At 60.3% G+C, this 21,319-nt stretch carries 23 protein-coding genes; 16 read left to right on the top strand and 7 right to left on the bottom strand.

Features of this window, described 5'->3' with window-relative positions; genetic code table 11:
- Window positions 1-90 precede the first annotated feature (90 nt).
- From GA0061100_RS16590 to GA0061100_RS16565, 6 genes are all read left to right on the top strand, one after another.
- Window positions 91-924 (top strand): SDR family oxidoreductase, encoded by an 834-nt coding sequence (locus tag GA0061100_RS16590; protein ID WP_075853775.1) that lies wholly within the window; start codon window positions 91-93, stop codon window positions 922-924.
- 121 nt (window positions 925-1,045) lie between these two features.
- Window positions 1,046-1,249: a twin transmembrane helix small protein gene (locus tag GA0061100_RS16585; RefSeq protein ID WP_015341309.1), complete on the top strand. Its 204-nt coding sequence runs from the start codon at window positions 1,046-1,048 to the stop codon at window positions 1,247-1,249.
- A gap of 13 nt (window positions 1,250-1,262) precedes the next feature.
- On the top strand, window positions 1,263-1,841 hold the full coding sequence (locus tag GA0061100_RS16580) for a cob(I)yrinic acid a,c-diamide adenosyltransferase (RefSeq protein WP_075853774.1): 579 nt from the start codon (window positions 1,263-1,265) through the stop codon (window positions 1,839-1,841).
- Window positions 1,842-2,036: 195 nt separating this feature from the next.
- The gene (locus GA0061100_RS16575; protein ID WP_075853773.1) at window positions 2,037-2,786 is read left to right on the top strand and encodes an electron transfer flavoprotein subunit beta/FixA family protein; all 750 of its coding nucleotides are present in this window, start codon (window positions 2,037-2,039) and stop codon (window positions 2,784-2,786) included.
- 22 nt (window positions 2,787-2,808) lie between these two features.
- On the top strand, window positions 2,809-3,738 hold the full coding sequence (locus GA0061100_RS16570; RefSeq protein WP_075853772.1) for an electron transfer flavoprotein subunit alpha/FixB family protein: 930 nt from the start codon (window positions 2,809-2,811) through the stop codon (window positions 3,736-3,738).
- A gap of 148 nt (window positions 3,739-3,886) precedes the next feature.
- Window positions 3,887-4,765 (top strand): 3-hydroxybutyryl-CoA dehydrogenase, encoded by an 879-nt coding sequence (locus tag GA0061100_RS16565; RefSeq protein WP_075853771.1) that lies wholly within the window; start codon window positions 3,887-3,889, stop codon window positions 4,763-4,765.
- Between the two features lie 44 nt (window positions 4,766-4,809).
- Here the strand turns inward: GA0061100_RS16565 and GA0061100_RS16560 are convergent, their stop codons facing one another.
- Together GA0061100_RS16560 and tlpA are read right to left on the bottom strand one after the other, a co-directional pair.
- Entirely contained in the window at window positions 4,810-6,666 is a 1,857-nt protein-coding gene (locus GA0061100_RS16560) for a tetratricopeptide repeat protein (RefSeq protein WP_075853770.1), read from the bottom strand.
- Between the two features lie 122 nt (window positions 6,667-6,788).
- The gene (gene tlpA, locus GA0061100_RS16555; protein ID WP_075853769.1) at window positions 6,789-7,454 is read right to left on the bottom strand and encodes a thiol:disulfide interchange protein TlpA; all 666 of its coding nucleotides are present in this window, start codon (window positions 7,452-7,454) and stop codon (window positions 6,789-6,791) included.
- Window positions 7,455-7,477: 23 nt separating this feature from the next.
- On the opposite strand from tlpA, the gene argH reads away from it, so the two are divergent.
- From argH to GA0061100_RS16535, 4 genes are all read left to right on the top strand, one after another.
- Window positions 7,478-8,878, top strand: coding sequence for an argininosuccinate lyase (gene argH / locus GA0061100_RS16550; protein WP_075853768.1), 1,401 nt, complete (start codon window positions 7,478-7,480; stop codon window positions 8,876-8,878).
- 209 nt (window positions 8,879-9,087) lie between these two features.
- The gene (gene lptM / locus GA0061100_RS16545; protein WP_015341316.1) at window positions 9,088-9,282 is read left to right on the top strand and encodes an LPS translocon maturation chaperone LptM; all 195 of its coding nucleotides are present in this window, start codon (window positions 9,088-9,090) and stop codon (window positions 9,280-9,282) included.
- Window positions 9,283-9,295: 13 nt separating this feature from the next.
- The gene (gene lysA, locus GA0061100_RS16540; protein ID WP_075853767.1) at window positions 9,296-10,567 is read left to right on the top strand and encodes a diaminopimelate decarboxylase; all 1,272 of its coding nucleotides are present in this window, start codon (window positions 9,296-9,298) and stop codon (window positions 10,565-10,567) included.
- Between the two features lie 356 nt (window positions 10,568-10,923).
- On the top strand, window positions 10,924-13,653 hold the full coding sequence (locus GA0061100_RS16535) for a TIGR02302 family protein (protein WP_075853766.1): 2,730 nt from the start codon (window positions 10,924-10,926) through the stop codon (window positions 13,651-13,653).
- Window positions 13,654-13,729: 76 nt separating this feature from the next.
- Here GA0061100_RS16535 and GA0061100_RS34685 read toward each other — a convergent pair whose 3' ends face one another.
- Entirely contained in the window at window positions 13,730-13,873 is a 144-nt protein-coding gene (locus tag GA0061100_RS34685; protein ID WP_159444786.1) for a hypothetical protein, read from the bottom strand.
- On the opposite strand from GA0061100_RS34685, the gene GA0061100_RS16530 reads away from it, so the two are divergent.
- On the top strand, window positions 13,872-14,132 hold the full coding sequence (locus GA0061100_RS16530; protein ID WP_075853765.1) for a cupin domain-containing protein: 261 nt from the start codon (window positions 13,872-13,874) through the stop codon (window positions 14,130-14,132). The genes GA0061100_RS34685 and GA0061100_RS16530 overlap by 2 nt on opposite strands.
- A 46-nt stretch (window positions 14,133-14,178) precedes the next feature.
- Here GA0061100_RS16530 and GA0061100_RS16525 read toward each other — a convergent pair whose 3' ends face one another.
- From GA0061100_RS16525 to GA0061100_RS16515, 3 genes are all read right to left on the bottom strand, one after another.
- Window positions 14,179-14,538 (bottom strand): response regulator, encoded by a 360-nt coding sequence (locus GA0061100_RS16525; RefSeq protein WP_069612925.1) that lies wholly within the window; start codon window positions 14,536-14,538, stop codon window positions 14,179-14,181.
- Between the two features lie 158 nt (window positions 14,539-14,696).
- A complete protein-coding gene (gene hpt / locus GA0061100_RS16520; RefSeq protein WP_075853764.1) occupies window positions 14,697-15,245 on the bottom strand; it encodes a hypoxanthine phosphoribosyltransferase in 549 nt (182 codons plus the stop codon).
- Between the two features lie 85 nt (window positions 15,246-15,330).
- Window positions 15,331-15,996: a hypothetical protein gene (locus GA0061100_RS16515; RefSeq protein ID WP_075853763.1), complete on the bottom strand. Its 666-nt coding sequence runs from the start codon at window positions 15,994-15,996 to the stop codon at window positions 15,331-15,333.
- A 210-nt stretch (window positions 15,997-16,206) separates the two neighbouring features.
- Here GA0061100_RS16515 and ftsE point away from each other — a divergent pair, with 210 nt between their 5' ends.
- The 4 genes from ftsE to GA0061100_RS16495 all read left to right on the top strand — a co-directional run bounded on the left by ftsE (window position 16,207) and on the right by GA0061100_RS16495 (window position 19,690).
- Window positions 16,207-16,866 (top strand): cell division ATP-binding protein FtsE, encoded by a 660-nt coding sequence (gene ftsE, locus GA0061100_RS16510; protein WP_075853762.1) that lies wholly within the window; start codon window positions 16,207-16,209, stop codon window positions 16,864-16,866.
- Window positions 16,859-17,905: a cell division protein FtsX gene (locus GA0061100_RS16505; RefSeq protein WP_075853761.1), complete on the top strand. Its 1,047-nt coding sequence runs from the start codon at window positions 16,859-16,861 to the stop codon at window positions 17,903-17,905. The genes ftsE and GA0061100_RS16505 overlap by 8 nt, the downstream gene beginning before the upstream one ends.
- Before the next feature lie 75 nt (window positions 17,906-17,980).
- Window positions 17,981-18,697 (top strand): YdcF family protein, encoded by a 717-nt coding sequence (locus GA0061100_RS16500; RefSeq protein ID WP_075853760.1) that lies wholly within the window; start codon window positions 17,981-17,983, stop codon window positions 18,695-18,697.
- A gap of 189 nt (window positions 18,698-18,886) precedes the next feature.
- A complete protein-coding gene (locus GA0061100_RS16495; protein WP_075853759.1) occupies window positions 18,887-19,690 on the top strand; it encodes a lysophospholipid acyltransferase family protein in 804 nt (267 codons plus the stop codon).
- Window positions 19,691-19,717: 27 nt separating this feature from the next.
- On the opposite strand, the gene GA0061100_RS16490 is transcribed toward GA0061100_RS16495, so the two are convergent.
- Entirely contained in the window at window positions 19,718-20,290 is a 573-nt protein-coding gene (locus GA0061100_RS16490; protein ID WP_075853758.1) for a gamma-glutamylcyclotransferase, read from the bottom strand.
- An 11-nt stretch (window positions 20,291-20,301) separates the two neighbouring features.
- Between GA0061100_RS16490 and GA0061100_RS16485 the strand changes: the two genes are divergently transcribed.
- Window positions 20,302-21,315, top strand: a complete 1,014-nt coding sequence (locus GA0061100_RS16485; protein WP_075853757.1) for a DUF2125 domain-containing protein — start codon at window positions 20,302-20,304, stop codon at window positions 21,313-21,315.
- Window positions 21,316-21,319 lie beyond the last annotated feature (4 nt).

Genomic DNA, 21,319 nt, shown 5'->3' with positions numbered 1-21,319 from the left:
CATTCATCCGACGGTTGTCGCCGGTTGTCGATTGTATCGGGCTTCTGAATATGGGAAACGAGACCTGATTTGTACAGGAATCATCTTTCCATGACGGAACAACGCATTATCCTCGTCACAGGTTGCTCTTCCGGAATCGGCGCCTATTGCGCCCGGGCGTTGCGCGACGATGGATGGCGGGTCTTTGCGACGGTGCGCAGGCAGGAAGATCTCGCGGCGCTCGAAGCCGACAGCATCGAAGCCTTGCTCCTCGACTACACAAAGCCCGAGACGATTTCCGCCACTGTGGCAACGGTGCGCGAGCGCGCGGGCGACCGCATCGATGCCCTTTTCAACAATGGCGCTTATGGTCAGCCGGGCGCCGTCGAGGATCTTGCGACCGATGTGCTGCGCGAACAGTTCGAGACGAATTTCTTCGGCTGGCACGAGCTGACGCGCCAGATCCTGCCGCTGATGCGCAAGCAGGGTCATGGCCGCATCGTCAATTGCTCGTCCATTCTGGGGCTCGTCCCCTATCGCTTCCGTGGTGCCTACACGGCCTCGAAGTTCGCGCTGGAAGGGCTGACGATCACGCTCAGAATGGAGCTGCAGGATAGCGGCATCCATGTGAGCCTCATTGAGCCCGGCCCGATTGCAACCAAGTTCACCGCCAATGCGCTCGCCAAGATCAACGAGCATATCGACCTCGAAGGTTCTCCTCATGCGGTGGAATACCGCAGGCAGCTGAAACGGCTTGATGGATCAGGGCCGATCAATAAACATAAATTGGGTCCGGAAGCGGTCTATGATGTGCTAAAATCCGCTTTGAACGTTGGAAATCCGCGCCCGCATTATCTGGTAACGACGCCTGCAAAGCAGGGCGTCCTTCTGAAAAGGCTATTGCCGGCTAACCTTTTCTATCGTCTGATGCGCCGGCTGGACTAGCGCAACCTCAGGCAAAGGCGCGGAGCGCCTTTTCCGTTCAGGATTGTGCAAACGATGACATAGATTGGCTTGGAGCTTCCATGAAACGCCGAGCCATTCTGAGGACAAGGGTGGAGGAGCCATGTCTACCGTTACTTATGTTGCCGCCATCATTGTCATGGGCCTCGTCGCGATCGTTCTTATTCGCGGCCTGCTGAACATGATGAAAGGCGACAACCCCAACCTTTCGAACCGGCTGATGCAGCTGCGCGTCCTGCTGCAGGCAGTCGCAGTCATTCTGATCATGCTGACGCTCTGGCTGACGGGCGGCGGCCGCCCGGCCTAACCGCAGGAACACAATGGTCAAGCTCAACAAGATCTATACCAAGACCGGCGACGACGGCACCACGGGCCTCGCCGCCGGCCCCAGGCGGCTGAAGCACGACCTGCGCGTCGAAAGCTACGGAACCGTCGACGAAACCAATTCCGCCATCGGCGTCGCCCGGCTGCACATGTCGGACATGCCCGAGATCGACGTGATGCTGATGCGCATCCAGAACGATCTCTTCGATCTCGGCGCCGATCTTTCGACGCCCGAAACCGATGAGCCTCTGCCCTATGAACCCTTGCGCATCATCGACCATCAGGTCGAACGCCTGGAATACGATATCGATTTGCTCAACGCCGATCTTGAGCCGCTGAGATCCTTCGTTCTGCCGGCCGGCAGTCCCGCTTCCGCTCATCTGCACCTCGCCCGCACCATGGCCCGACGAGCCGAGCGCCTAATGGTGGCGCTATCGCGTGAACAAGGCGAAAGGGTTAGCCCGGCGGCACTGAAATACGTCAACCGACTGTCCGATTTCCTCTTCGTCGCCGCACGCCATGCCAATGATCGTGGCCGCGCCGATGTGCTCTGGGTTCCGGGCAAGAATCGATAGCGGCATCCGTCAATCACCCAGGCATATGTATTGACGTTGACGTAAACGTTATTTATGCCTTTCAAGCAATTCGTCTCTCGGCGGCCTGGAAGCGTTGTAATTGGGGAAAAAACGCGTATCCATGTCGCCATTCGACAAATGGAATGGCGCTAAGCAGCGCATGTTCTCGGGCGGTCATGTTGAAGGAAGGATTCCATGAAGATACTGGTTCCCGTTAAGCGGGTGGTTGACTACAACGTGAAGATCCGCGTGAAGCCGGATGGTTCTGGCGTTGAGCTTTCGAACGTGAAGATGTCGATGAACCCGTTCGACGAGATCTCGGTCGAAGAGGCGCTGCGCCTGAAGGAAGCCGGCAAGGCCGAGGAAGTCGTCGTCGTATCGATCGGACCTGCCAAGGCTGAAGAAACGCTGCGCACGGCCCTTGCCATGGGTGCGGACCGCGCCATCCTGGTTGAAACCGACGATGCCGTCGAGCCGCTGGCTGTCGCCAAGATCCTCAAGGGTGTGGCGGACGCCGAACAGCCGGGCCTCATCATCGTCGGCAAGCAGGCGATCGATGACGACAGCAACCAGACCGGCCAGATGCTGGCGGCCCTGTTGGGCACGGCGCAGGCAACCTTCGCCTCGAAAATCGAGATCGGTGACGGCAAGGCACAGGTCACCCGCGAAGTCGATGGCGGCCTGCAGACGATCGAAGTCAAGCTTCCAGCCGTCGTTACCAGCGACCTGCGTCTCAACGAGCCGCGCTACGCCTCCCTGCCGAACATCATGAAGGCCAAGAAGAAGCCGCTCGACAAGAAGTCGCCTGCCGATTTCGGCGTATCGACCGAGCCGCGGCTGAAGGTCTTGAAAACGGAAGAGCCCGGCGGCCGCAAGGCGGGCGTCAAGGTCAAGTCGGTTGCCGAGCTGGTCGAAAAGCTCAAGACCGAAGCCGGCGTGCTCTGAGAAACTGGAAAGGATAAGACCTATGGCCATTCTTCTTCTGGCTGATCACGACAATGCCCATCTCTCCGACCAGACCGCCAAGGCGCTGACGGCAGCGACGAAGATTGGCGGCGACGTCCATGTGCTGGTCGCCGGTGCCGGTGCCCAGGCTGCGGCCGGTGCGGCTGCCAAGCTTTCCGGCGTCTCCAAGGTATTGGTTGCCGAGGACGCAAGCCTTGCCAACAATCTGGCGGAGCCGCTGGCGGCGCTGATCGTTTCGCTGGCCGGCTCCTACGACACCATCATCGGTGCTGCGACCTCGGTCGGCAAGAACGTGCTGCCGCGCGTCGCCGCCCTGCTCGACGTCGCCCAGGTCTCCGAGATCATCGAAGTGGTGTCGGCCGATACCTTCAAGCGGCCGATCTATGCCGGCAATGCCATCCAGACGGTGCAGTCGACCGACGCAAAGAAGGTCATCACGGTGCGCACGGCTTCGTTCGCGTCTGCTGCCGAAGGTGGTTCGGCTGCAATCGAGACGGTATCTGCCGCGGCCGACCCGGCTCTCTCCACCTTCGTCGGCGATGCCCTGTCCTCTTCGGATCGTCCGGAGCTGACCTCTGCCAAGATCATCATCTCCGGTGGTCGCGCGCTCGGTTCTGCGGAGAAGTTCAAGGAAGTCATCCTTCCGGTTGCCGACAAGCTCGGTGCTGCCGTCGGTGCCTCGCGCGCTGCCGTCGATGCCGGCTATGCGCCGAACGACTGGCAGGTGGGACAGACGGGCAAGGTGGTCGCACCACAGCTCTATATCGCCTGCGGCATTTCCGGCGCCATCCAGCATCTCGCCGGCATGAAGGATAGCAAGGTCATCGTCGCCATCAACAAGGACGAGGAAGCCCCGATCTTCCAGATCGCCGACTATGGCCTCGTCGCCGACCTCTTCGAAGCACTCCCGGAATTGCAAAAGGCGCTCTGAGCGCATCGATCGGGTTTCTCGCAGTTGCGAGAGACTGGAAAATCGTCTCTTATAGGTCTATCAATCTTTGCCGGGCTAGAAATGGCCCGGCAAATTTGTGGTTAAAAGCATAGCGCACCGCCAAGAGCGCGCCGCCGGGGAGTTGGCAATGAGTTCGCTGAAGACGATCGGTATTATCGGCGCCGGCCAGATGGGCTGCGGCATCGCCCATGTATCCGCCATGGCCGGCTACAAGGTTCATATCTACGATCTCTCGCAGGATCGCATCGAAAGCGGCCTTGCCACTATCAACGGCAACCTCGCCCGTCAGGTCGCATCCGGCAAGACGAGCGACGAAGAGCGCAAGGCAGCCCTTGCCCGCATCACCGGCTCGGCCGATCTCAACGATCTCGCCCAGGTCGACCTCGCCATCGAGGCCGCGACGGAAGACGAAAGCGTCAAGCGCAAGATCTATGCACAGGTATGTCCGGTGCTGAAGCCGGAAGCGCTGCTTGCCACCAATACGTCGTCACTGTCGATCACCCGGCTTGCCTCCGCCACCGACCGTCCCGAACGCTTCATGGGCATCCACTTCATGAACCCGGTCCCGGTCATGAAGCTCGTGGAGCTGGTGCGCGGCATCGCCACCGAAGAATCGACTTTCTCCGCCGCCAAGGACTACGTCTCCTCGCTGGAAAAGACGATCACCGTCGCCGAGGATTTCCCCGCCTTCATCGTCAATCGCATCCTGCTGCCGATGATCAACGAGGCGATCTACACGCTTTACGAAGGTGTCGGCACCGTCGACGCCATCGATACTGCCATGCGACTCGGCGCCAACCACCCGATGGGTCCGCTGCAGCTCGCAGACTTCATTGGCCTCGACACCTGCCTGTCGATCATGCAGGTGCTGCATGACGGGCTCGCCGACTCCAAGTACCGCCCCTGCCCGCTGCTGGTGAAATATGTCGAAGCTGGTTGGCTCGGCCGCAAATCCGGCCGCGGCTTCTACGATTACCGCGGCGAAGTGCCCGTCCCGACACGGTAATCGTCAAGCATCACGCTGTCGGAGACGAGGTCACTCAGCCGGGACTATGCGCTCCGCGTCCACAACGCACCCGTTGTCGAAACCCATGAACGGTATTCGTTCGCCCTCCGCTCCAGAAGCAGCTCGAACGCTTGTTTGATCCTGTGCACATGCGGCGTCTTGTATTCAAAGCCCGCATTATGAAGATGGATCAGCATCGATGCGTTGACCTCGAAAATTACCACTCTGCCCTCGGAATCGAGCGAGCAGTCGATCCCGAAATAATCGAGACCGATCTGGCGGCGGATGGCATCGAGGGCAACCATGCCTTTCACTCCGAAAACGCGCTCGGGCTCATTGAGGAAGGCCTCTTCCTCCCTGCGCATCCATTCGACACTGACCATGCGCGTCGAGGCATGATGCACCTTCCAGCCATCGCCGATGGCGAGATGATAGGGGAGGATCTGGTCTCCGACGAAGATGAAACGATATTTGCGAAACAGCCCATCGGGTGAACTGTAATCGACGAAGTCAGTTAGATAGAGGGTCTGCTCTCCGGCTTCTTCGGCAAAGCGCAACAGTGTATCGGCATCTTCGGCCAGCTCCATCATGTCACCGCCATGCTTGCCCGCATGGCGCACGATCAGCGGAAAGGCTTTCGTATCGCCGTCCCGCACCCTTCTCTGCAGATCTTTGGCCTCGATCCGAACCGTCGCCGGCATGACCGCATCCGCAACGCTGGTCAGACGCCGCGAGATGGACTCGCGATCCGTCGCCAACATCAGCCGCGGGTGATTGACGACGGGCCTGTGCAGGGAATCGGCGACATCGATTGCGGACGCCATGACGTCGAGCCCAAAATCGGTTTCCGAAACGAGATTGACAACGACATCGACCCGATCGCTGCAATCCTGCGGATCGTTGCGATAACCGCGCAGGACGAAGAGCACCTCGGTATCGAAGCAACTATCTCTGATCAGATCCTCATAGGGTGTGTTGCCAGCCTCGGGCGAAAAGAGCAGGAGCGCTCGAAACTTGGCAGGCTTCCTCGCCGCCGGGTAATTACGCACCACACCCATATCGGCAACGATTTGAAAGCAGATATGCGCAGCCGCCGGATTTCCGAATTTGAGTTCGAGCTTGCCGCAGAGCACCAGCGCATCGCGATCGCTTGGTTCGACGCGCAGTGCCTGTTGCGCCGTGATCAGGGCTTCGCGGTAGCGCCCCGTAGCCTCCAGCGCCTGCGCCTTGTTGCAGAGGCAGCGGAAGTCATTGGGAAAGCGCGATAATCCCTTGTCATAAGCTGCGATCGCCTTGTCGAAATCGCGATATTTCTGGAGAAGATCCCCAAGTTGCGACCACGATCTCACATCTTCGGGCGACTGATGGCAGCTACGCAAGGCTGCCTGCATGGCCTCCGGCATATTGCTCAGCGACTCGATGACCTCTATGCGCTTGGCAAGGGCCAGACCAAAGTCGCTTTTCAGAGAGACCGCCCGGTCAAGGCTCGAAAGCGCCTCGACCGATCGCCCCAACTCCTGAAGCACGAACCCTTGATGGTACCAGGACGCCGCGTCGTCCGGTTGCACCGCAACGACTCTGTCGTAGCACTGCAGTGCCCGGACGAGATCGCCACCGCTTTGATATGCCGTACCGAGGCCAGATATCGCTTGAATATAATCGGGCTTGAGACGGAGCACCGCTTCGAACCACGGGACCGCGTCCTGCGGCCTGCCAACCTGCAGCAACAGAAATCCCAGCATGTTGCACATGACCGGTTCGCGGCTGACAAGCTCGCGGGCCGATAGCAATAGGTGGATAGCGTCCTCGTAGCGACCGGCCCCCGTCAAAGTCTCGGCTTGAGACAAGACATGGGGAGCCGCTGATGCATCGGCCGAAGCATGCGCAGGTGACTGGTTCATCTGGATCGATTTTCAAAAAGTGCCTAGGGTGATTCCAGCCTCTCAGCTGGGGCTTACCCGAGGATGACCTTTCTTCGATCAATTCCAATTCTTAACGCCTGACGACCCGGCGTACGAACGCGTTACAGCGCTGTTGCGGCCTTCACCAGATTCTTAGCATCTTCGCTGTCCCAGACCGCCGGCCCATTCATGGCCGACAGCAGGCAGCCCTTGTTGTCGATGAGCAAAGTCACCGGCAAGCCGAAGGCCAGCCCCTGCTTCTTCAGCACGTTGAACACGCCCATCGTGTTGTCGCGGTAGTAGCCGAGCTTGTCGATGGCATATTCCGTGCGGAAGGCCTTGGTCTTTTCATCGTCGCCCGTGTCGATGTTGACGGCGACCACCTCGAACTTGTCGTTGCCGACGCTCTTTTCGAGCGCGTTCAGCGCCGGCATTTCCTCGCGGCACGGCACGCACCAGGTTGCCCAGACGTTCAAGAGCACGGTCTTGCCGGCGAAACTGCCAATCGATAGCGGCTGCCCGTCAGCCCCCTTGAAGGAAACATCCTTCAGCGAGATCGGCGCCGGCGGCACGCTCATGGCGGCGACCTGGCCCTTGGTAAACGGCTTTAAGGCAGCAGCACGATCCCTAGCCGACCCGCACTGATCGGCCGAAGCCGTTTCACCAATGCCATTGCCATACCCCGCCTCCTTCACGTATACCGCTGCCGCACCGGCAATAACCCCAGCGACGGCGGCAAGCAGAACAAGTTTCATGGACGGCAGACCGAACGGCTTCTTTGCTGTCATTACATTCTCCAGGTGGGCATCTCATGACTGACGGCACGGACACCAAATCCTCCAACCAGATGTGGGGCGGACGCTTCGCTTCCGGCCCCGCGGCGATCATGGAGGAGATAAATGCCTCGATCGATTTCGACAAGAAGCTGTTTGCCCAGGATATCCGCGGCTCAATCGCGCATGCGAGCATGCTCGCCAATCAAGGCATCATTTCAACCGAGGATAAAGACAAGATCGTTCACGGGTTGAACACGATCCTGTCAGAGATCGAAAGCGGCAATTTCGAATTCTCCCGCCGTCTCGAAGACATCCATATGAACATCGAGGCGCGGCTTGCGACCCTGATCGGCCCGGCGGCCGGACGCCTGCACACGGCCCGCTCGCGCAACGACCAGGTGGCACTCGATTTCCGCCTCTGGGTGAAGGAAGAGCTGCAGAAGTGCGAGCAGGCGCTGACCGATCTGATCGCGGCCTTCCTCGACCGTGCTGAAGAACACGCCGAAACCGTCATGCCGGGCTTCACCCATCTGCAAACGGCGCAGCCCGTCACCTTCGGTCATCATTGCATGGCCTATGTCGAGATGTTCGGCCGCGACCGTTCGCGCGTGCGCCACGCCATCGAGCACATGGATGAATCGCCGATCGGCGCCGCGGCCCTTGCCGGTACCGGCTTCCCGATCGACCGCCACATGACGGCCAAGGCACTCGGCTTCCGGGAACCGACCCGCAATTCGATCGACACCGTCTCCGACCGCGATTTCGCCCTCGAGTTCCTGTCGATCGCCGCCATCGCCGGCATGCATCTGTCGCGGCTTGCCGAGGAGATCGTCATCTGGTCGACGCCGCAATTCGGCTTCGTGCGCCTCTCCGACGCCTTCTCCACCGGCTCCTCGATCATGCCGCAGAAGAAGAACCCGGATGCGGCCGAACTGGTGCGCGCCAAGACCGGCCGCATCAACGGCTCGCTGGTGGCGCTTCTGACCATCATGAAGGGCCTGCCGCTCGCCTATTCCAAGGACATGCAGGAAGACAAGGAACAGGTCTTCGACGCCGCCGAAAGCCTCGAACTCGCCATTGCCGCCATGACCGGCATGATGCGCGACATGACGATCAACACCGCCCGCATGAAGGCCGCCGCCGGTTCCGGCTATTCGACCGCGACCGACCTTGCCGATTGGCTGGTGCGCGAAGCAGGCCTGCCCTTCCGCGATGCCCACCATGTGACGGGACGCGCCGTGGCGCTTGCCGAAAGCAAATCCTGCGAGCTGGCGGAGCTTTCGCTTGCCGACCTGCAGGCGATCCATCCCGACATCACCGACAAGATCTTCGATGTTCTGACGGTTGAAGCCTCCGTTGCCAGCCGCAAGAGCTTCGGCGGCACTGCACCTTCCGAAGTGCGCAAGCAGATCGCTTTCTGGCGCGCTCGCAACTGAAAAGACTGACGAAACCGCACTCAAACAATCAGGGTGCACAAGACGCGGAAACTTCGCTAAGAAGAGTGACTTTCGCGCTAGAGCCGGATGATTTTAGGCCGAAACGATCTAAAATCATCCGGCTCTAGAATCAAAGAAGTAGAGCATGATGTCGTCCGAAACCGCTCACACTTTTCGGCATCATGCTCTAGTCGCTCAAGAGGATTTCGATGCAGATCAACATGCCGCACATCATCCGCCTGACCGTCGTGCTTTCGGTCGTCGGCCTTGCCGTCGTCGGATGTGGCCGCAAAGGCCCTCTCGATCCGCCGAGTGCTCATGCGACCAAAGGCGGCGACGTCTCCAAGCCGACGAAGGAGCCGGGCACGGAGGACAAGAAGTTCTTCCTCGACCCGCTTCTCTGATTAGGCAGCGACCGTGAACCATTTTGAGTATCGCGACGGCATCCTCCACGCCGAGGATGTTCCGGTTCCCGAGATCGCCAAGGCGGTCGGCACACCCTTCTACGTCTATTCGACGGCAACGCTGGAGCGCCACTATCGCGTCTTCGCGGAAGCCTTCGGCGATGTCGATGCCATGGTTTGCTACGCCATGAAGGCCAATTCCAATCAGGCCGTGCTGAAGACGCTTGGTCGCCTTGGCGCCGGCGTCGACGTCGTCTCGGTCGGCGAATTGCGCCGGGCATTGGCCGCAGGCATTCCGGCCAGCCGCATCATGTTCTCCGGCGTCGGCAAGACCGCGCAGGAAATGGATGTGGCTCTGGAAGCCGGCATCTATTGCTTTAACGTCGAATCCGAACCGGAACTGGAAGTGCTGAATCAGCGCGCCATTCGCGCCGGCAAAGTGGCGCCCGTCTCCTTCCGTATCAATCCGGATGTCGATGCGCGTACCCATGCGAAGATCTCGACCGGCAAGAAGGAAAACAAGTTCGGCATTTCCTGGGAGCGTGCCCGCGCCGTCTATGACCGCGCCGCCACTCTCCCGGGCATCAAGGTCACCGGTATCGACATGCACATCGGCAGCCAGATCACCGAGCTGCAGCCCTTCGATGACGCCTTCAAGCTGCTGCGTGATCTCGTGGAAACGCTGCGAAACGACGGCCACGACATCCACCACGTCGATATTGGCGGCGGCCTTGGCATTCCCTACCGTGACGACAACAATCCGCCGCCGCTGCCGGATGCCTATGCTGAGATCGTCAAGAACCAGCTGCGCGGTCTCAATTGCAAGATCGTCACCGAACCGGGCCGCCTGATCGTCGGCAATGCCGGCATCCTGGTGACCGAGGTCATCTATGTGAAGGACGCCGGCGACAAGTCTTTCGTGATTGTCGACGGCGCCATGAACGATCTCATCCGCCCGACGCTCTACGAGGCCTATCACGAGATCCGGCCGGTTGAGCTTGGCAATGCCAATGCCCCGCGCATCAAGGCCGACGTCGTCGGCCCGGTCTGCGAAACCGGCGATTATCTGGCGCTCGACCGCGATATGGCGATGCCGAAGCCCGGCGATCTTCTTGCCGTCAGCTCGGGCGGGGCTTACGGCGCTGTACAGGCGGGCACCTACAACAGCCGGCTTCTGGTGCCGGAGGTTCTGGTCAAGGGCGATGAGTTTCATGTCATCCGCCCGCGCGGCACCCACGAGGAGCTGATTGCGCTGGATTCGATCCCCGCGTGGCTCGAAGACTGATCTGTTTCAGTTCATTGATTTCGGGCAGGCCGGATAAAATTCCACCTGCCCGACTGATCACGTTTAGGCGAAGTCCGATGAAAAAACAGGCTTAAGCGCCTCTTGCCCTCGTCTTCGCCACAAAGAATGTTATCTTTGATTGAATGGCGTCTCGCCGGGCGCCGCTTGCGTGAGCGTGTGGGACGCCGCGCCATCCCCAACGGGCGAATGGAGCCGGATGATTTTAGATCGAATCGATCTGGATCTGAACCCGCTCTAGAATCAAAGAAGTAGAGCATGATATCGTCCGAAAGCCGCTTATACTTTTCGGCATTATGCTCTGGCCATCAACGTCAGATCGGGAGAAGACCGGACCGATGACCAGCCCCAGCAACCCTAAGAAGGGCGCATTCGCCACCCGTCCGGCGCTGGCGCGCATGGTTGCGGTCAAGCGTCTCTTTGCTCGGCTGGTGCTCGTCAGCGAACAGCTTCTGCCGCGACTGCTGTTGCCGGCATCCATTCTGGCCCTGTTCCTCTCCGTTGCCTGGTTTGGCATTTTCCGCATCGCGCCGGATATTCTGCGCTTTCTGCTGCTTGCCGCCTTCGCGGTCGGCTTCGCCATCTCCCTCTATCCCCTGCGTCGCCTGCGCTGGCCAAATACCGGTGAGGCGGATCGGCTGCTGGAGGAGCGCAACGGCCTCGCCCACCAACCGGTCACGGTACAAGAAGATGAGCCGGCGCTCGACACCCCCTTTGCCCGCGCGCTCTGGCGCGAACACCAGACGCGCATGGCCGAGCGCATCGCCGCCTTGGATGCCGGTCTGCCGAGACCCGATATCACGCGTTACGACCGCTTCGCACTGCGCGCTATCCCGGCATTGCTGCTGGTGACGGCTTTCAGCTTTTCCATGTCCAACAGCGGCGGCTCGCTGGGCGATGCCTTTACAACGTCGACCTCGACATCGAGCAATCCTGATGTCCGCGTCGATGCCTGGGTCACCCCGCCCTATTACACCGGTGAAGCGCCCGTCTATCTGACGGGCAATGTCGACAATGCCGGCAATAGCCTGAACGTGCCGCAATTCTCCGAGCTTACCGTGCGTCTTTCGGGGGCTGCGACGGATGAAAAAGTGCTGTTCCAGGCGACTGGCGCGGAAAAAGGCGTCGAAATTCCCGAGCAGGCCGCGGATGCCGACAAGCAAGGCCTGGCTGGCGCAACGCCTCCCGCCGCACCGCCCGCAGCAAACAGCACCGGTAATGCCCCAACCGCGGACGGAATGATTGCCCGCACCCACGTTCTCAAGCTCGAAAAGGGTGGCGAACTGACCGTCAACGGCAAGTCCTGGTCCTTCAATGTGGTCGTCGACAAGCCGCCGGAGATCACTTTCGACGGCATTCCGCATGCGACGGCTAACGGCGCACTGGAGCTCGGCTTCAAGGTCAAGGATGATTACGGCGTCGAGGAAGCCCATGCCGAGATCGTGCCGGTCGAATCCGATCCGGCAGCCAAACCCCTCTATGGCCTGCCCGAATACAAGCTGGAGCTTCCGCGTCGCGATCGCCGCAATGGCAAGGGTCTGGCAACCCATGATCTGACGCAGGATCCGCTTGCCGGCAAGCGCGTCCGCATCACCCTCGTCGCGAAGGATGGTGCCGGCCAGACCGGCCGCAGCTCACCCTACGAGATGGTGCTGCCGTCTCGCAATTTCAGCCAGCCGCTCGCCGCCGCCGTGGCGGAGGAGCGCCAGGTGTTTGCGCTCGATACCCGCAAGATGCCTGAGGCGATCGAACTCAACAAATCGCTGACCATCCGCCCGGAAGAGACCATTCCCGATCTCGGCAATTATCTCGTGATCAGGTCAGCGCTGACGCGCATGAAGCTCGCAAGTAGCGAAGCGTCGCTGAAGGATACCGCCGACTATCTCTGGCAGATCGCGCTTGGCATGGAAGACGCCCAGCTGACCGATGCGGAAAAAGCGCTGCGCGATGCCCAGCAGAAGCTCTCCGACGCCCTGCAGCGCAATGCGTCCGACGCCGAGATCAAGAAGCTGACCGACGAGCTGCGCAAGGCGATGGACGCCTATATGAAGGAGCTGGCTGAGCGCATGCGCAACATGCCGGCACAGCCCAATCAGCGCTCCGCCAATATCCTGCGCCAGCAGGACCTGCAGCGGATGATGGATCAGATCGAGAATCTCGCCCGCTCCGGCGACCGCCAGGCCGCGCAGCAGATGCTTTCCGAACTGCAGCAGCTGATGAACAGCCTCCAGGCCGGTCGGCCTCAGCCCGGACAGCGGCAGAACCAGGCAAACGACAAGATGCGCGAGCAGATGGACAAGCTCGGCCGCATCATGCGCGACCAGCAGAAGCTGATGGACCAGACCTTCAAGCTCGATCAGGCCATGCGCGACCGCATGCAGCGCGGCGATCCCAACGAGGATGGCGATGGCCTGATGGACCAGCCATTGCCCGGTCTCAACGATCCGATGCGCCCGGATATGGGTCAGCGTAACCAGGGCCAGCAGGATCAGCAGCAAGGCCAGAACCAGCAAGGCGAAAAAGGCAAGGATCCCACCGACGGCATGACAGCCGATCAGCTGCGCGATGCGCTGAAACAATTGCGCCAACAGCAGGAGGATCTCGGCAAGCAGCTCGGCGAACTCCAGAAAAACCTGGGCTCGCTGGGCATGAAGCCGAACCAGAATTACGGCAAGGCACAGCAGGAAATGAAGGGCGCCTCAGGCCAGCTTGCCGAAGGCAATGGCGAAGGCGCCGTGCAGGGTCAGGGACGTGCTCTTGATGCGCTACGCAAGGGTACGCGCGAGATGATGAACCAGCTCATGGCCCAGATGCAGCAGCAGGGGCAAGGCCAGGGTCAAGGCCAGATGCCGGGGCAGATGGGCCAAGGAGGCCAAAATGGCCGCGATCCGCTCGGCAGGCTACGGGATGGTCCCTTGGATGCGCCTGATAGGGACATGGTGCCGAAGATCATCGATGCCCAGCGCGCACGTGAAATTCTCGACGCCATTCGCGAACGGCTGAGCAACAATCCCACATTGAGCGAAGAACGGCGCTATCTGGAGCGTTTGCTGAATCTCGGTCAGTAGGGCGGCCTACCATCGTCGTTGCCTGTCTTTCATGCTTCGTAAAGAGGGATGATTGGAGACCAAGCTTGCCAATATTTCAGATCTGCCTGTCACGACAGGCCTGCCCGGCGTTGCCGATGCGGATGCAAGGCTCGACGGCAAGCACGAGATTCGGCTGGCCAAGGCGGTGAGCATTACGCAATTCGGCGTGAATCTCGTCACCCTCGATCCCGGGGGGCATGTCATCGTCACGCCACTGGCATGTGGCGGAGGACGAATTCCTCTATGTTCTGACGGGTACGCCGACACTGGTTGACGAAAACGGCCACCATATCCTCGAGCCTGGCGATGTCGTGGGATTTCCGGCGGGGCAACCGAATGCCCATCATTTGCTCAATCATTCCGCCACAGCGGTGACGATGATCGTCGTTGGCTCGAGAAAGCCAGGGAAAGAAACCATCTATTACCCGGACGACGATTTCGGACCTATCCGCAAATGATGATGAGGTCGGCACAGGAAATGACTGCGCTGACCCTCAATGGTCCTCAAGCAGCCAAGGCGCGCGCAACGGCCTTGCGGATATCGGGCAGAGCGAAGGGCTTGGCGACGACGTCGACGATCTTTTCCATAAGGTCGTCTGCACGCTCGCGCTGCTCTGCATAGCCGGTCATCAGCAAGATTTTCATCCCAGGGCAGGTCGAGTGCGCCTGATGGGCAAGCTCGATGCCGTCCATCACGGGCATGCGGATATCCGAGAGAAGCAGGTCGTAGCCGCCCTGTTTCAACTTTTCCAAGCCTTCCGCGCCGTCGGCTGCCTCTTCGGTCTCGTGGCCGTCCAAGCGCAGCGCGCGGGCGACGAAGGTACGAAGCGAGTCTTCGTCTTCCGTGATCAGAATTTTTGCCATGGTCCGTGCTCCTGGTCCGTCATGTTCCGCGACCGAAATCACCAGAATTCCGTTTGCGATCGGTAAACAACGGGCAGGCGATCGGCTCCGTGGTTAACGAGTCGTCATCGCTGGAGCGGAATGGGACAGGCGGGCACGCCGCCTGTATTAACTTAAGATCAGGCCTCGGCGTCGCCCGTGACGACACCGACAAAGGGCAGTTCGCGGAAGGCGTAGGCGACATCCATGCCGTAGCCGACGACGAAATAATCGGGGCATTCGAAGCCGACATAATCGGCCTCCAGCTCTTCCTGGCGCTTGACACTCTTGTCCAGCAGCACGGCGAGCGTGACATTGCGGGCGCCGCGCTCATAGAGCAGTTCCTTGGCGAAACGCAGCGTGCGGCCCGATTCCAGGATATCGTCGATCAAAAGGACATCGCGATCTTTCACATCGCTGTCGATATCCTTGACGATGCGCACGCCCTGAGACGTCGTACCCGCACCGTAACTCGAAAGAGTGATGAACTCGACTTCGGGCGCAAGTCCCGTCTCGTGCAAAGCGCGTAACAGGTCCGCCGCAAAAATGAACGAGCCCTTGAGAATGGCGATGACGAGGAGATCTTTCGTCGGCCCGCTAGCGATTTCCTTTGCCAAAGCGTGATTGCGCTCGGCAATCTGCTCGGCAGTGAAAAGCGGCTCGATATTCTTCCCGCGTACGACAGGCATTGATTGGCATGCTCCATGGCTGCGCGGCCATAGGCCGCCGATCAAACCATAGCCCGTAGCACAATCAGCGAGCCCGACACACCCCCTAAGGCATGAAGGAGAGCCGAACTTCAGGCGTTTTTCCACCGGGATGCTGCAGCCGCGTCGAGAATCCGCGGCTTTCATGCGGCCCGAGACGATCGACCGGCGTGTCCACCACGATGCTTCTCACCAGCTGGTCGCCAGCGAAAAGATCGGCGCGCACCTGCGGAACCGAAAGCGTCGCACCGCTGACATTCTCTATGATGCCGTTCAGCCTCAGGACGGGCAAACCATTCTCATCGCGTGGCGTCAGCGTCACGTGCGAGAACTGCAGCGGATCGGCCGTCGCCTCGGTGGGTGCACCGGAAAGACCGGAAAAACCGCCGGAAAGTCCGAAGATCAATATTGCGAGGCAAACAATGAGCGCCACGAAACTGCGTCGCGATGCCTGCTGCAAAACTTCCTCGACCCCTCGCAGGGCAGACAGGGTGCGCGAAAGGGTAGTCTTGCGCGCCACTGGCTGCGGTCTTGGTTGGGTACGCCCGCCATAGCGCATATTGACGCCCGATGCCGTGCGCCCGCGCGCCGCGGAAACGGTCACGAATTCGGCATCGACGATATCGGGTTTCGGCATGACGTAATGCACCTGACCCGATGCCGTCCCACGTTCGGGCGGAATAAGGTCATAAATCAGCCCCGTCTGTCGTGGACGGTGGCGAAAAGCGCCCATGATGGCCTCCCGTTGCGGTGATCCACATGGTTTCGACGCCCATTGCCAATCTGGGCATTGAAACGAATCCTGCCCAGTCGTAAATTTTATTGGTTAATGCTTCGCAAAGATCGCCATGAATGGGGCGCCTTTCCAGAAAAATTTACCGGCTGTTAATGCCATTGGTTAACAAGTCGCCTGATTGAACCCTGCGGAAGACTGGACTGCCCGTTGATTCATTTTGAGAACGTCGGTTTGCGTTACGGCATGGGTCCGGAGATCCTCCGCGACCTGAGCTTCGACATACCGAAGAAATCGTTCCAGTTCCTGACCGGCCCTTCCGGCGCCGGCAAGACGACGCTGCTGCGGCTGCTCTTCATGTCGCTGCAGCCGACGCGTGGGCTGATCCGCATGTTCGACCGGGAGATCTCGTCGATCCCGCGCAACGAACTGCCGCTGCTGCGCCGCCGCGTCGGCATCGTCTTTCAGGATTTCCGGCTGCTCGAGCATCTGACGACCTATGAAAACGTCGCCCTGCCCCTGCGTGTGCGCGGCAAGGATGAAAGCTCCTACCGCACCGATGTCCTGGAGCTATTGAAATGGGTCGGCCTGGGCGAGCGCATCAATGTGCTGCCGCCGGTGCTCTCGGGCGGTGAGAAGCAGCGTGCCGCCATCGCCCGCGCCCTCATAGACCGCCCGGAAATCCTGCTTGCCGATGAGCCCACAGGCAATGTCGACCCGCCGATGGCGCGCCGCCTGCTCAACCTGTTTCTGGAGCTCAATCGCCTGGGCACCGCCGTCGTCATTGCCACCCACGATCTTGCCCTGATGGACCAGATCGAGGCGAGACGCATGATTCTATCGGGGGGGCATCTCGATATCTATGACTGAGCCCGCTCCCCGCAGGAAAGCCCCGAACGCCGGGACGCCGCAAGCACGGCAAGCTCCAGGCACACCGCCTGGCGAGCGCAAACGCCCGGAAATGCGTGTGCGCCCGACCGGACCGATCGTGCCGTCCTCCAACATTCAGGGCAATGCGCTCATCGTCGTCATCGCCATCATGGCCTTTCTCGCCTGCCTGACGCTCGGTGCGGTCAGCATGGTGCGCTCGACGGCGGCGAGCTGGGAAAGCCAGATCTCCCGCGAGATCACCATCCAGATCAAGCCGGACGACAATCTCGATATGGAAAAGGCGCTGACGAGCGCCCGAGATATCGCGTTGAGCTTCGTCGGCACCAAATCGGGCCAGATCGTCGACGAGGCAGCAACCGCACGCCTGCTCGAGCCCTGGCTCGGCGCTGGCCTCGATATCAAGGAACTGCCCGTTCCGCGTCTCGTCATCATTACCATCGACGAGACGCATCCGCCTGATTTCGAGGCAATGCGCGCCCTGCTCAAGGCACAGATCCCGCAGGCAACCCTGGACGACCACCGCACCTGGGTCGACCGGCTCGTATCGATGGCACACACCACCGTTCTCATCGGCACCGGCGTCCTGCTGCTCGTCTTCACTGCCATGGTCCTGACGGTGGTCTTCGCCACGCGCGGCGCATTGTCAGGCAATCGCCATATCGTCGAGGTGCTGCATTTCGTCGGCGCCGAAAGCACCTTCGTCGCCAATGAATTCCAGAAGCATTTCCTGAAGATCAGCCTCAAAGGATCGGGAGCCGGCAGCGCACTCGCCGCCCTGTTCTTCGCAACAGCTGGAATCCTGCAGAGCCATACGATTGCCACGCCGCAGACCGATCAGGCAACAGCATTGTTCGGAACTTTCTCCGTCGGCGCACTCGGCTACATCGGCATTCTCGCTACCATGATCATCATCGCTCTGCTGACAACGCTGACGGCGCGCTTCACCGTCATGCGCACGATCTACGAGATCGATCTGATCCGTTCCGATCCCGGGCGGACGGATAGCGTACAGAATTGACGCTTCCGTGATGTTTTTTTACCGTTTGCCAGCCCGTTCCTTGCCGCAATTGGCGTATAATACCGAATCATGAGCATGGATCTGACGACTCGCAAGACCGTGAGTTCGCAGCCGTTGCGGGAACATTCCCGCGGCGACAGACCCGTGCGCCGCAGCCTGTTCCGACGTCTTTTGCGCTGGGGCGGCTTCGCCTTCATTTTTTTGGTCGCCATCATTTTCGGCGGCTTCCTGCATTTCGCCGATTCGATCACCACCTTGAAGCCGCCGCTGGACCCCAAGGCCGATGCCATCGTCGTGCTGACGGGCGGCTATCAGCGTATCGATCAGGCGGTGGAGCTGCTGCGCACCGGTGCCGGCAACCGCCTGCTGATATCGGGCGCGCATCCGACCACAACGCCGACGCAGATCCGCAAGCTGACGCAGAGTTCCGCCAGCCTGTTCAGCTGCTGTGTCGACATCGGCTATGACGCGCTCGATACGATCGGCAATGCCCGCGAGGCAGCAAAATGGATTCACGCCAGAGGCTATAAGAGCGTTCTCGTGGTGACGAACAACTACCATATGCCGCGCAGCCTCGCCGAGCTGAAATATGTCGATCCCTCGACCGATTTCATTCCCTATCCGGTCGTCAACTCCGATCTGAAGACCAAGAACTGGTTCACGGACCCGAACGCGCTTCGCACGATGATCTCCGAATATGCCAAGGTTCTCCTTGCGGGTGCCCGCAACCTGACCGGTCTCGGACGGCCGATAGGCCTGCGCTCGCGGCAGCCTATCGAGGATGACGACTGAGGCTTGCCACACCAAACTCCGTAACGGTTCGCGCGATATCAAAAGCGTCAAGCGCAAAGATCAGATCTTGCAGATCGCGACGCGATGCAAGACGCGAAAAGCACGCAAGCACCGACTTTTTATTGACGCCGTAATCGTGTAGGCAAACCTTCGGATGCCGGCGCAAGCCGGTGCGTTGGGAAAGCCTCGATGATTATCTTGCGTTCGATCCTGTTCAATACAGTCTTCTATGCCAATCTGATCATTCGCATGATCGTGTTGACGCCGATCTATTTCCTGATGCCGCGCAAGGCGGCCTATGCCATCCCCAAGGCATGGGCGAAGTCCAGCACCTGGCTGATGGAGAAGATCGTCGGGACGACCTTCGAGATCGAGGGCCTTGAGAATCTCCCCAAGGGCAGCTTCATCTTCGCGCCCAAGCATCAATCCTTCTGGGATACGTTCGCGCTGCTGCCCTATCTCGACGATCCGGTCTATATCCTGAAGCGCGAGCTGATGTGGATACCATTGTTCGGCTGGTATGCCGGCAAGCAGCGCATGATCCCGGTGGATCGCAGCGCCCGCGGCAAGGTCATGTTCGACGTCCTGAAGCGCACCCGCGAAGAACTCGCCACAGGCCGCCAGCTCATCATCTATCCCGAGGGCACCCGCCGCCCGCCGGGCGCCGAACCCGTCTATAAATACGGCATCGCCCGCATGTATCGCGACCTTGGAATCCCCGTCGTCGCCGTTGCCATGCATCCCGGCCTCTTCTGGCCGCGCCGCACCTTCCGCAAGTATCCCGGCCATATCAAGGTACGCATCCTGCCGCCGATCGAGCCCGGCATGGACCCGGATGCCTTTTTCGCACGCCTGATCGAGGAAACGGAAAAAGCAAGCGACGAGCTGCTGGTCGAGACGATCGCCAACAACCCGAACCTGCCGGTTCCGCCGACGGCGGCGCAGCGTCTGGCCGAGATCGCCAAGGCAAAGCCCGTTACCGCCGCAGTCTGAGAAAACTCTGGACGCAACGAGATGGACTCAGGATGCCTTCCGCATCCGTTCCACTTCGCCGGCGACCTGCTCGAGCCAATGATCGTGAATACCCATGTCGCGCAAATGCGTCAGCGTATTGAAAACATAGGCATCGTTCGGGCCGGAGCGGCCGATGGCGGCTTCCACCACATGCGCTGCCTCCACCGCATCCAGCGAACCGGCATATTGCCTGTGGTTGCGATCGACGACATAGGCGACGGCGGTCACGCGCCGCCCGTCGGCGAGCCGGATCGGCAGGGTCTTTTCCAGATAGACGTTGGTCACGAGTTCGCGCTCGCGCAGATAGGTCAACACTTCATCCCAGGAAGAGGCCGGAACCCGAAAGGCCATGCCGCGGCAGGAACCGCCGCGATCGAGGCCAAGGACCAGGCCGGGGTTTTCTTCCGTGCCGCGATGAACCCAGGAACGGACGCAGAGCGAGCGACGATAACCAAAAATCAGAGCCTCGGCCCGCTCGTCATAACCAAAGCCCGGATTCCACATGAGGGATCCGTAGCCAAACACCCAAAATTCGTCCATATCCAACGCCAAATCACTGTGAAGCTTCAGTCCAACCATTGGAGAACAACATGGCAGCGTCAAGCCAGAGCGTAACGACCGGCCGAGGCAAGCGTCTGTGGCTCATCCTTCTGGGGCTGGTGGTGGTCCTGGCCGGTCTTTACACCGGCGGATGGTACTATGCGACCAGTTTCGTCAGGGCCAATGTCCTGAAAGCGCTCGGCCAGCAGAACAGCGCCGGCGTTGCCGGAAAATGCGAGAACATGGCCTTCAACGGCTTCCCCTTCTCCATCGGGCTCACCTGCGACACGGTCACGGTCGACAACCAGACGCGTGGCGTCTCCACCAATTTCGACAGGCTCAGCGCCTCCGCACCCGTCTTTCAGCCCAACCATGTCAACTGGAGCCTGAAATCCCCTGCAGAATTGCGGACGACGGAGGGCCTGACCGTATCGGCCGAATGGACCGACCTGCAATCGAACCTCGTTGCCAAGGGCCGCGGTGTCGCGCAAACTCAGACTGTCATCGAAGGGTTGAAAGCCGGCATCGTCTCCTCCGTCACCGGCCAGAGCGTCAATGTCACCGCTGCCCATACGGAGATGCATGCCAACCAGAATGGCAGTGACCTGGATCTCGCCATCGGCGTCGAAAATGCCAATGCCGTGATCAAGGATTTTCCGCAAACGCTGCCGACCGCATCGACGAGCGCCAACGTCACACTGGCTGGCAAGGCCGGCTTGCTCGATGGCAGCGACCGCGAGGGGCTTCGCGGCACCGCCGGCGTGCTGCATCAAGCGGTCATCGACATCGGTGACGGGCGCATCATGACGCTTTCCGGCCCCTTCAATTTTGACGATGAGGGTTTTCTGTCCGGCCAGTTCAAGCTGGAGATCAACCAGATCGGGCCATGGGGCGATAGCCTGACCAATACGCTTCCCGCTGCCAAGAACATCATCAAGACGGCGACGAAGATGCTGAAGGCGCTTGCCAATGGCGGCGACAAGGTCTCGGTTGATCTGACAGCCGATCGTGGCCGCCTCTCGCTCAGCGGCTTCATCCCGCTCGGCAAGATCCCGCCGATCTGAGAGC

The organism is Martinezella hainanensis (assembly GCF_900094555.1).
GTDB lineage: Bacteria > Pseudomonadota > Alphaproteobacteria > Rhizobiales > Rhizobiaceae > Rhizobium > Rhizobium hainanense.
Note: the sequence above shows the minus strand (reverse complement) of the source record. Positions and strands in the feature narration are given on the sequence as shown.

Excerpts from the sequence above, each read along its gene's own strand:
- GA0061100_RS16590 (WP_075853775.1), top strand. The coding sequence starts at position 91 with ATGACGGAACAACGCATTATCCTCGTCACAGGTTGCTCTTCCGGAATC.
- GA0061100_RS16585 (WP_015341309.1), top strand. The coding sequence starts at position 1,046 with ATGTCTACCGTTACTTATGTTGCCGCCATCATTGTCATGGGCCTCGTC.
- GA0061100_RS16580 (WP_075853774.1), top strand. The coding sequence starts at position 1,263 with ATGGTCAAGCTCAACAAGATCTATACCAAGACCGGCGACGACGGCACC.
- GA0061100_RS16575 (WP_075853773.1), top strand. The coding sequence starts at position 2,037 with ATGAAGATACTGGTTCCCGTTAAGCGGGTGGTTGACTACAACGTGAAG.
- GA0061100_RS16570 (WP_075853772.1), top strand. The coding sequence starts at position 2,809 with ATGGCCATTCTTCTTCTGGCTGATCACGACAATGCCCATCTCTCCGAC.
- GA0061100_RS16565 (WP_075853771.1), top strand. The coding sequence starts at position 3,887 with ATGAGTTCGCTGAAGACGATCGGTATTATCGGCGCCGGCCAGATGGGC.
- GA0061100_RS16560 (WP_075853770.1), bottom strand. The coding sequence starts at position 6,666 with ATGAACCAGTCACCTGCGCATGCTTCGGCCGATGCATCAGCGGCTCCC.
- tlpA (WP_075853769.1), bottom strand. The coding sequence starts at position 7,454 with ATGACAGCAAAGAAGCCGTTCGGTCTGCCGTCCATGAAACTTGTTCTG.
- argH (WP_075853768.1), top strand. The coding sequence starts at position 7,478 with ATGACTGACGGCACGGACACCAAATCCTCCAACCAGATGTGGGGCGGA.
- lptM (WP_015341316.1), top strand. The coding sequence starts at position 9,088 with ATGCAGATCAACATGCCGCACATCATCCGCCTGACCGTCGTGCTTTCG.
- GA0061100_RS16535 (WP_075853766.1), top strand. The coding sequence starts at position 10,924 with ATGACCAGCCCCAGCAACCCTAAGAAGGGCGCATTCGCCACCCGTCCG.
- GA0061100_RS16530 (WP_075853765.1), top strand. The coding sequence starts at position 13,872 with ATGTCATCGTCACGCCACTGGCATGTGGCGGAGGACGAATTCCTCTAT.
- GA0061100_RS34685 (WP_159444786.1), bottom strand. The coding sequence starts at position 13,873 with ATGCCCCCCGGGATCGAGGGTGACGAGATTCACGCCGAATTGCGTAAT.
- GA0061100_RS16525 (WP_069612925.1), bottom strand. The coding sequence starts at position 14,538 with ATGGCAAAAATTCTGATCACGGAAGACGAAGACTCGCTTCGTACCTTC.
- hpt (WP_075853764.1), bottom strand. The coding sequence starts at position 15,245 with ATGCCTGTCGTACGCGGGAAGAATATCGAGCCGCTTTTCACTGCCGAG.
- GA0061100_RS16515 (WP_075853763.1), bottom strand. The coding sequence starts at position 15,996 with ATGGGCGCTTTTCGCCACCGTCCACGACAGACGGGGCTGATTTATGAC.
- GA0061100_RS16505 (WP_075853761.1), top strand. The coding sequence starts at position 16,859 with ATGACTGAGCCCGCTCCCCGCAGGAAAGCCCCGAACGCCGGGACGCCG.
- GA0061100_RS16500 (WP_075853760.1), top strand. The coding sequence starts at position 17,981 with ATGGATCTGACGACTCGCAAGACCGTGAGTTCGCAGCCGTTGCGGGAA.
- GA0061100_RS16495 (WP_075853759.1), top strand. The coding sequence starts at position 18,887 with ATGATTATCTTGCGTTCGATCCTGTTCAATACAGTCTTCTATGCCAAT.
- GA0061100_RS16490 (WP_075853758.1), bottom strand. The coding sequence starts at position 20,290 with ATGGTTGGACTGAAGCTTCACAGTGATTTGGCGTTGGATATGGACGAA.
- GA0061100_RS16485 (WP_075853757.1), top strand. The coding sequence starts at position 20,302 with ATGGCAGCGTCAAGCCAGAGCGTAACGACCGGCCGAGGCAAGCGTCTG.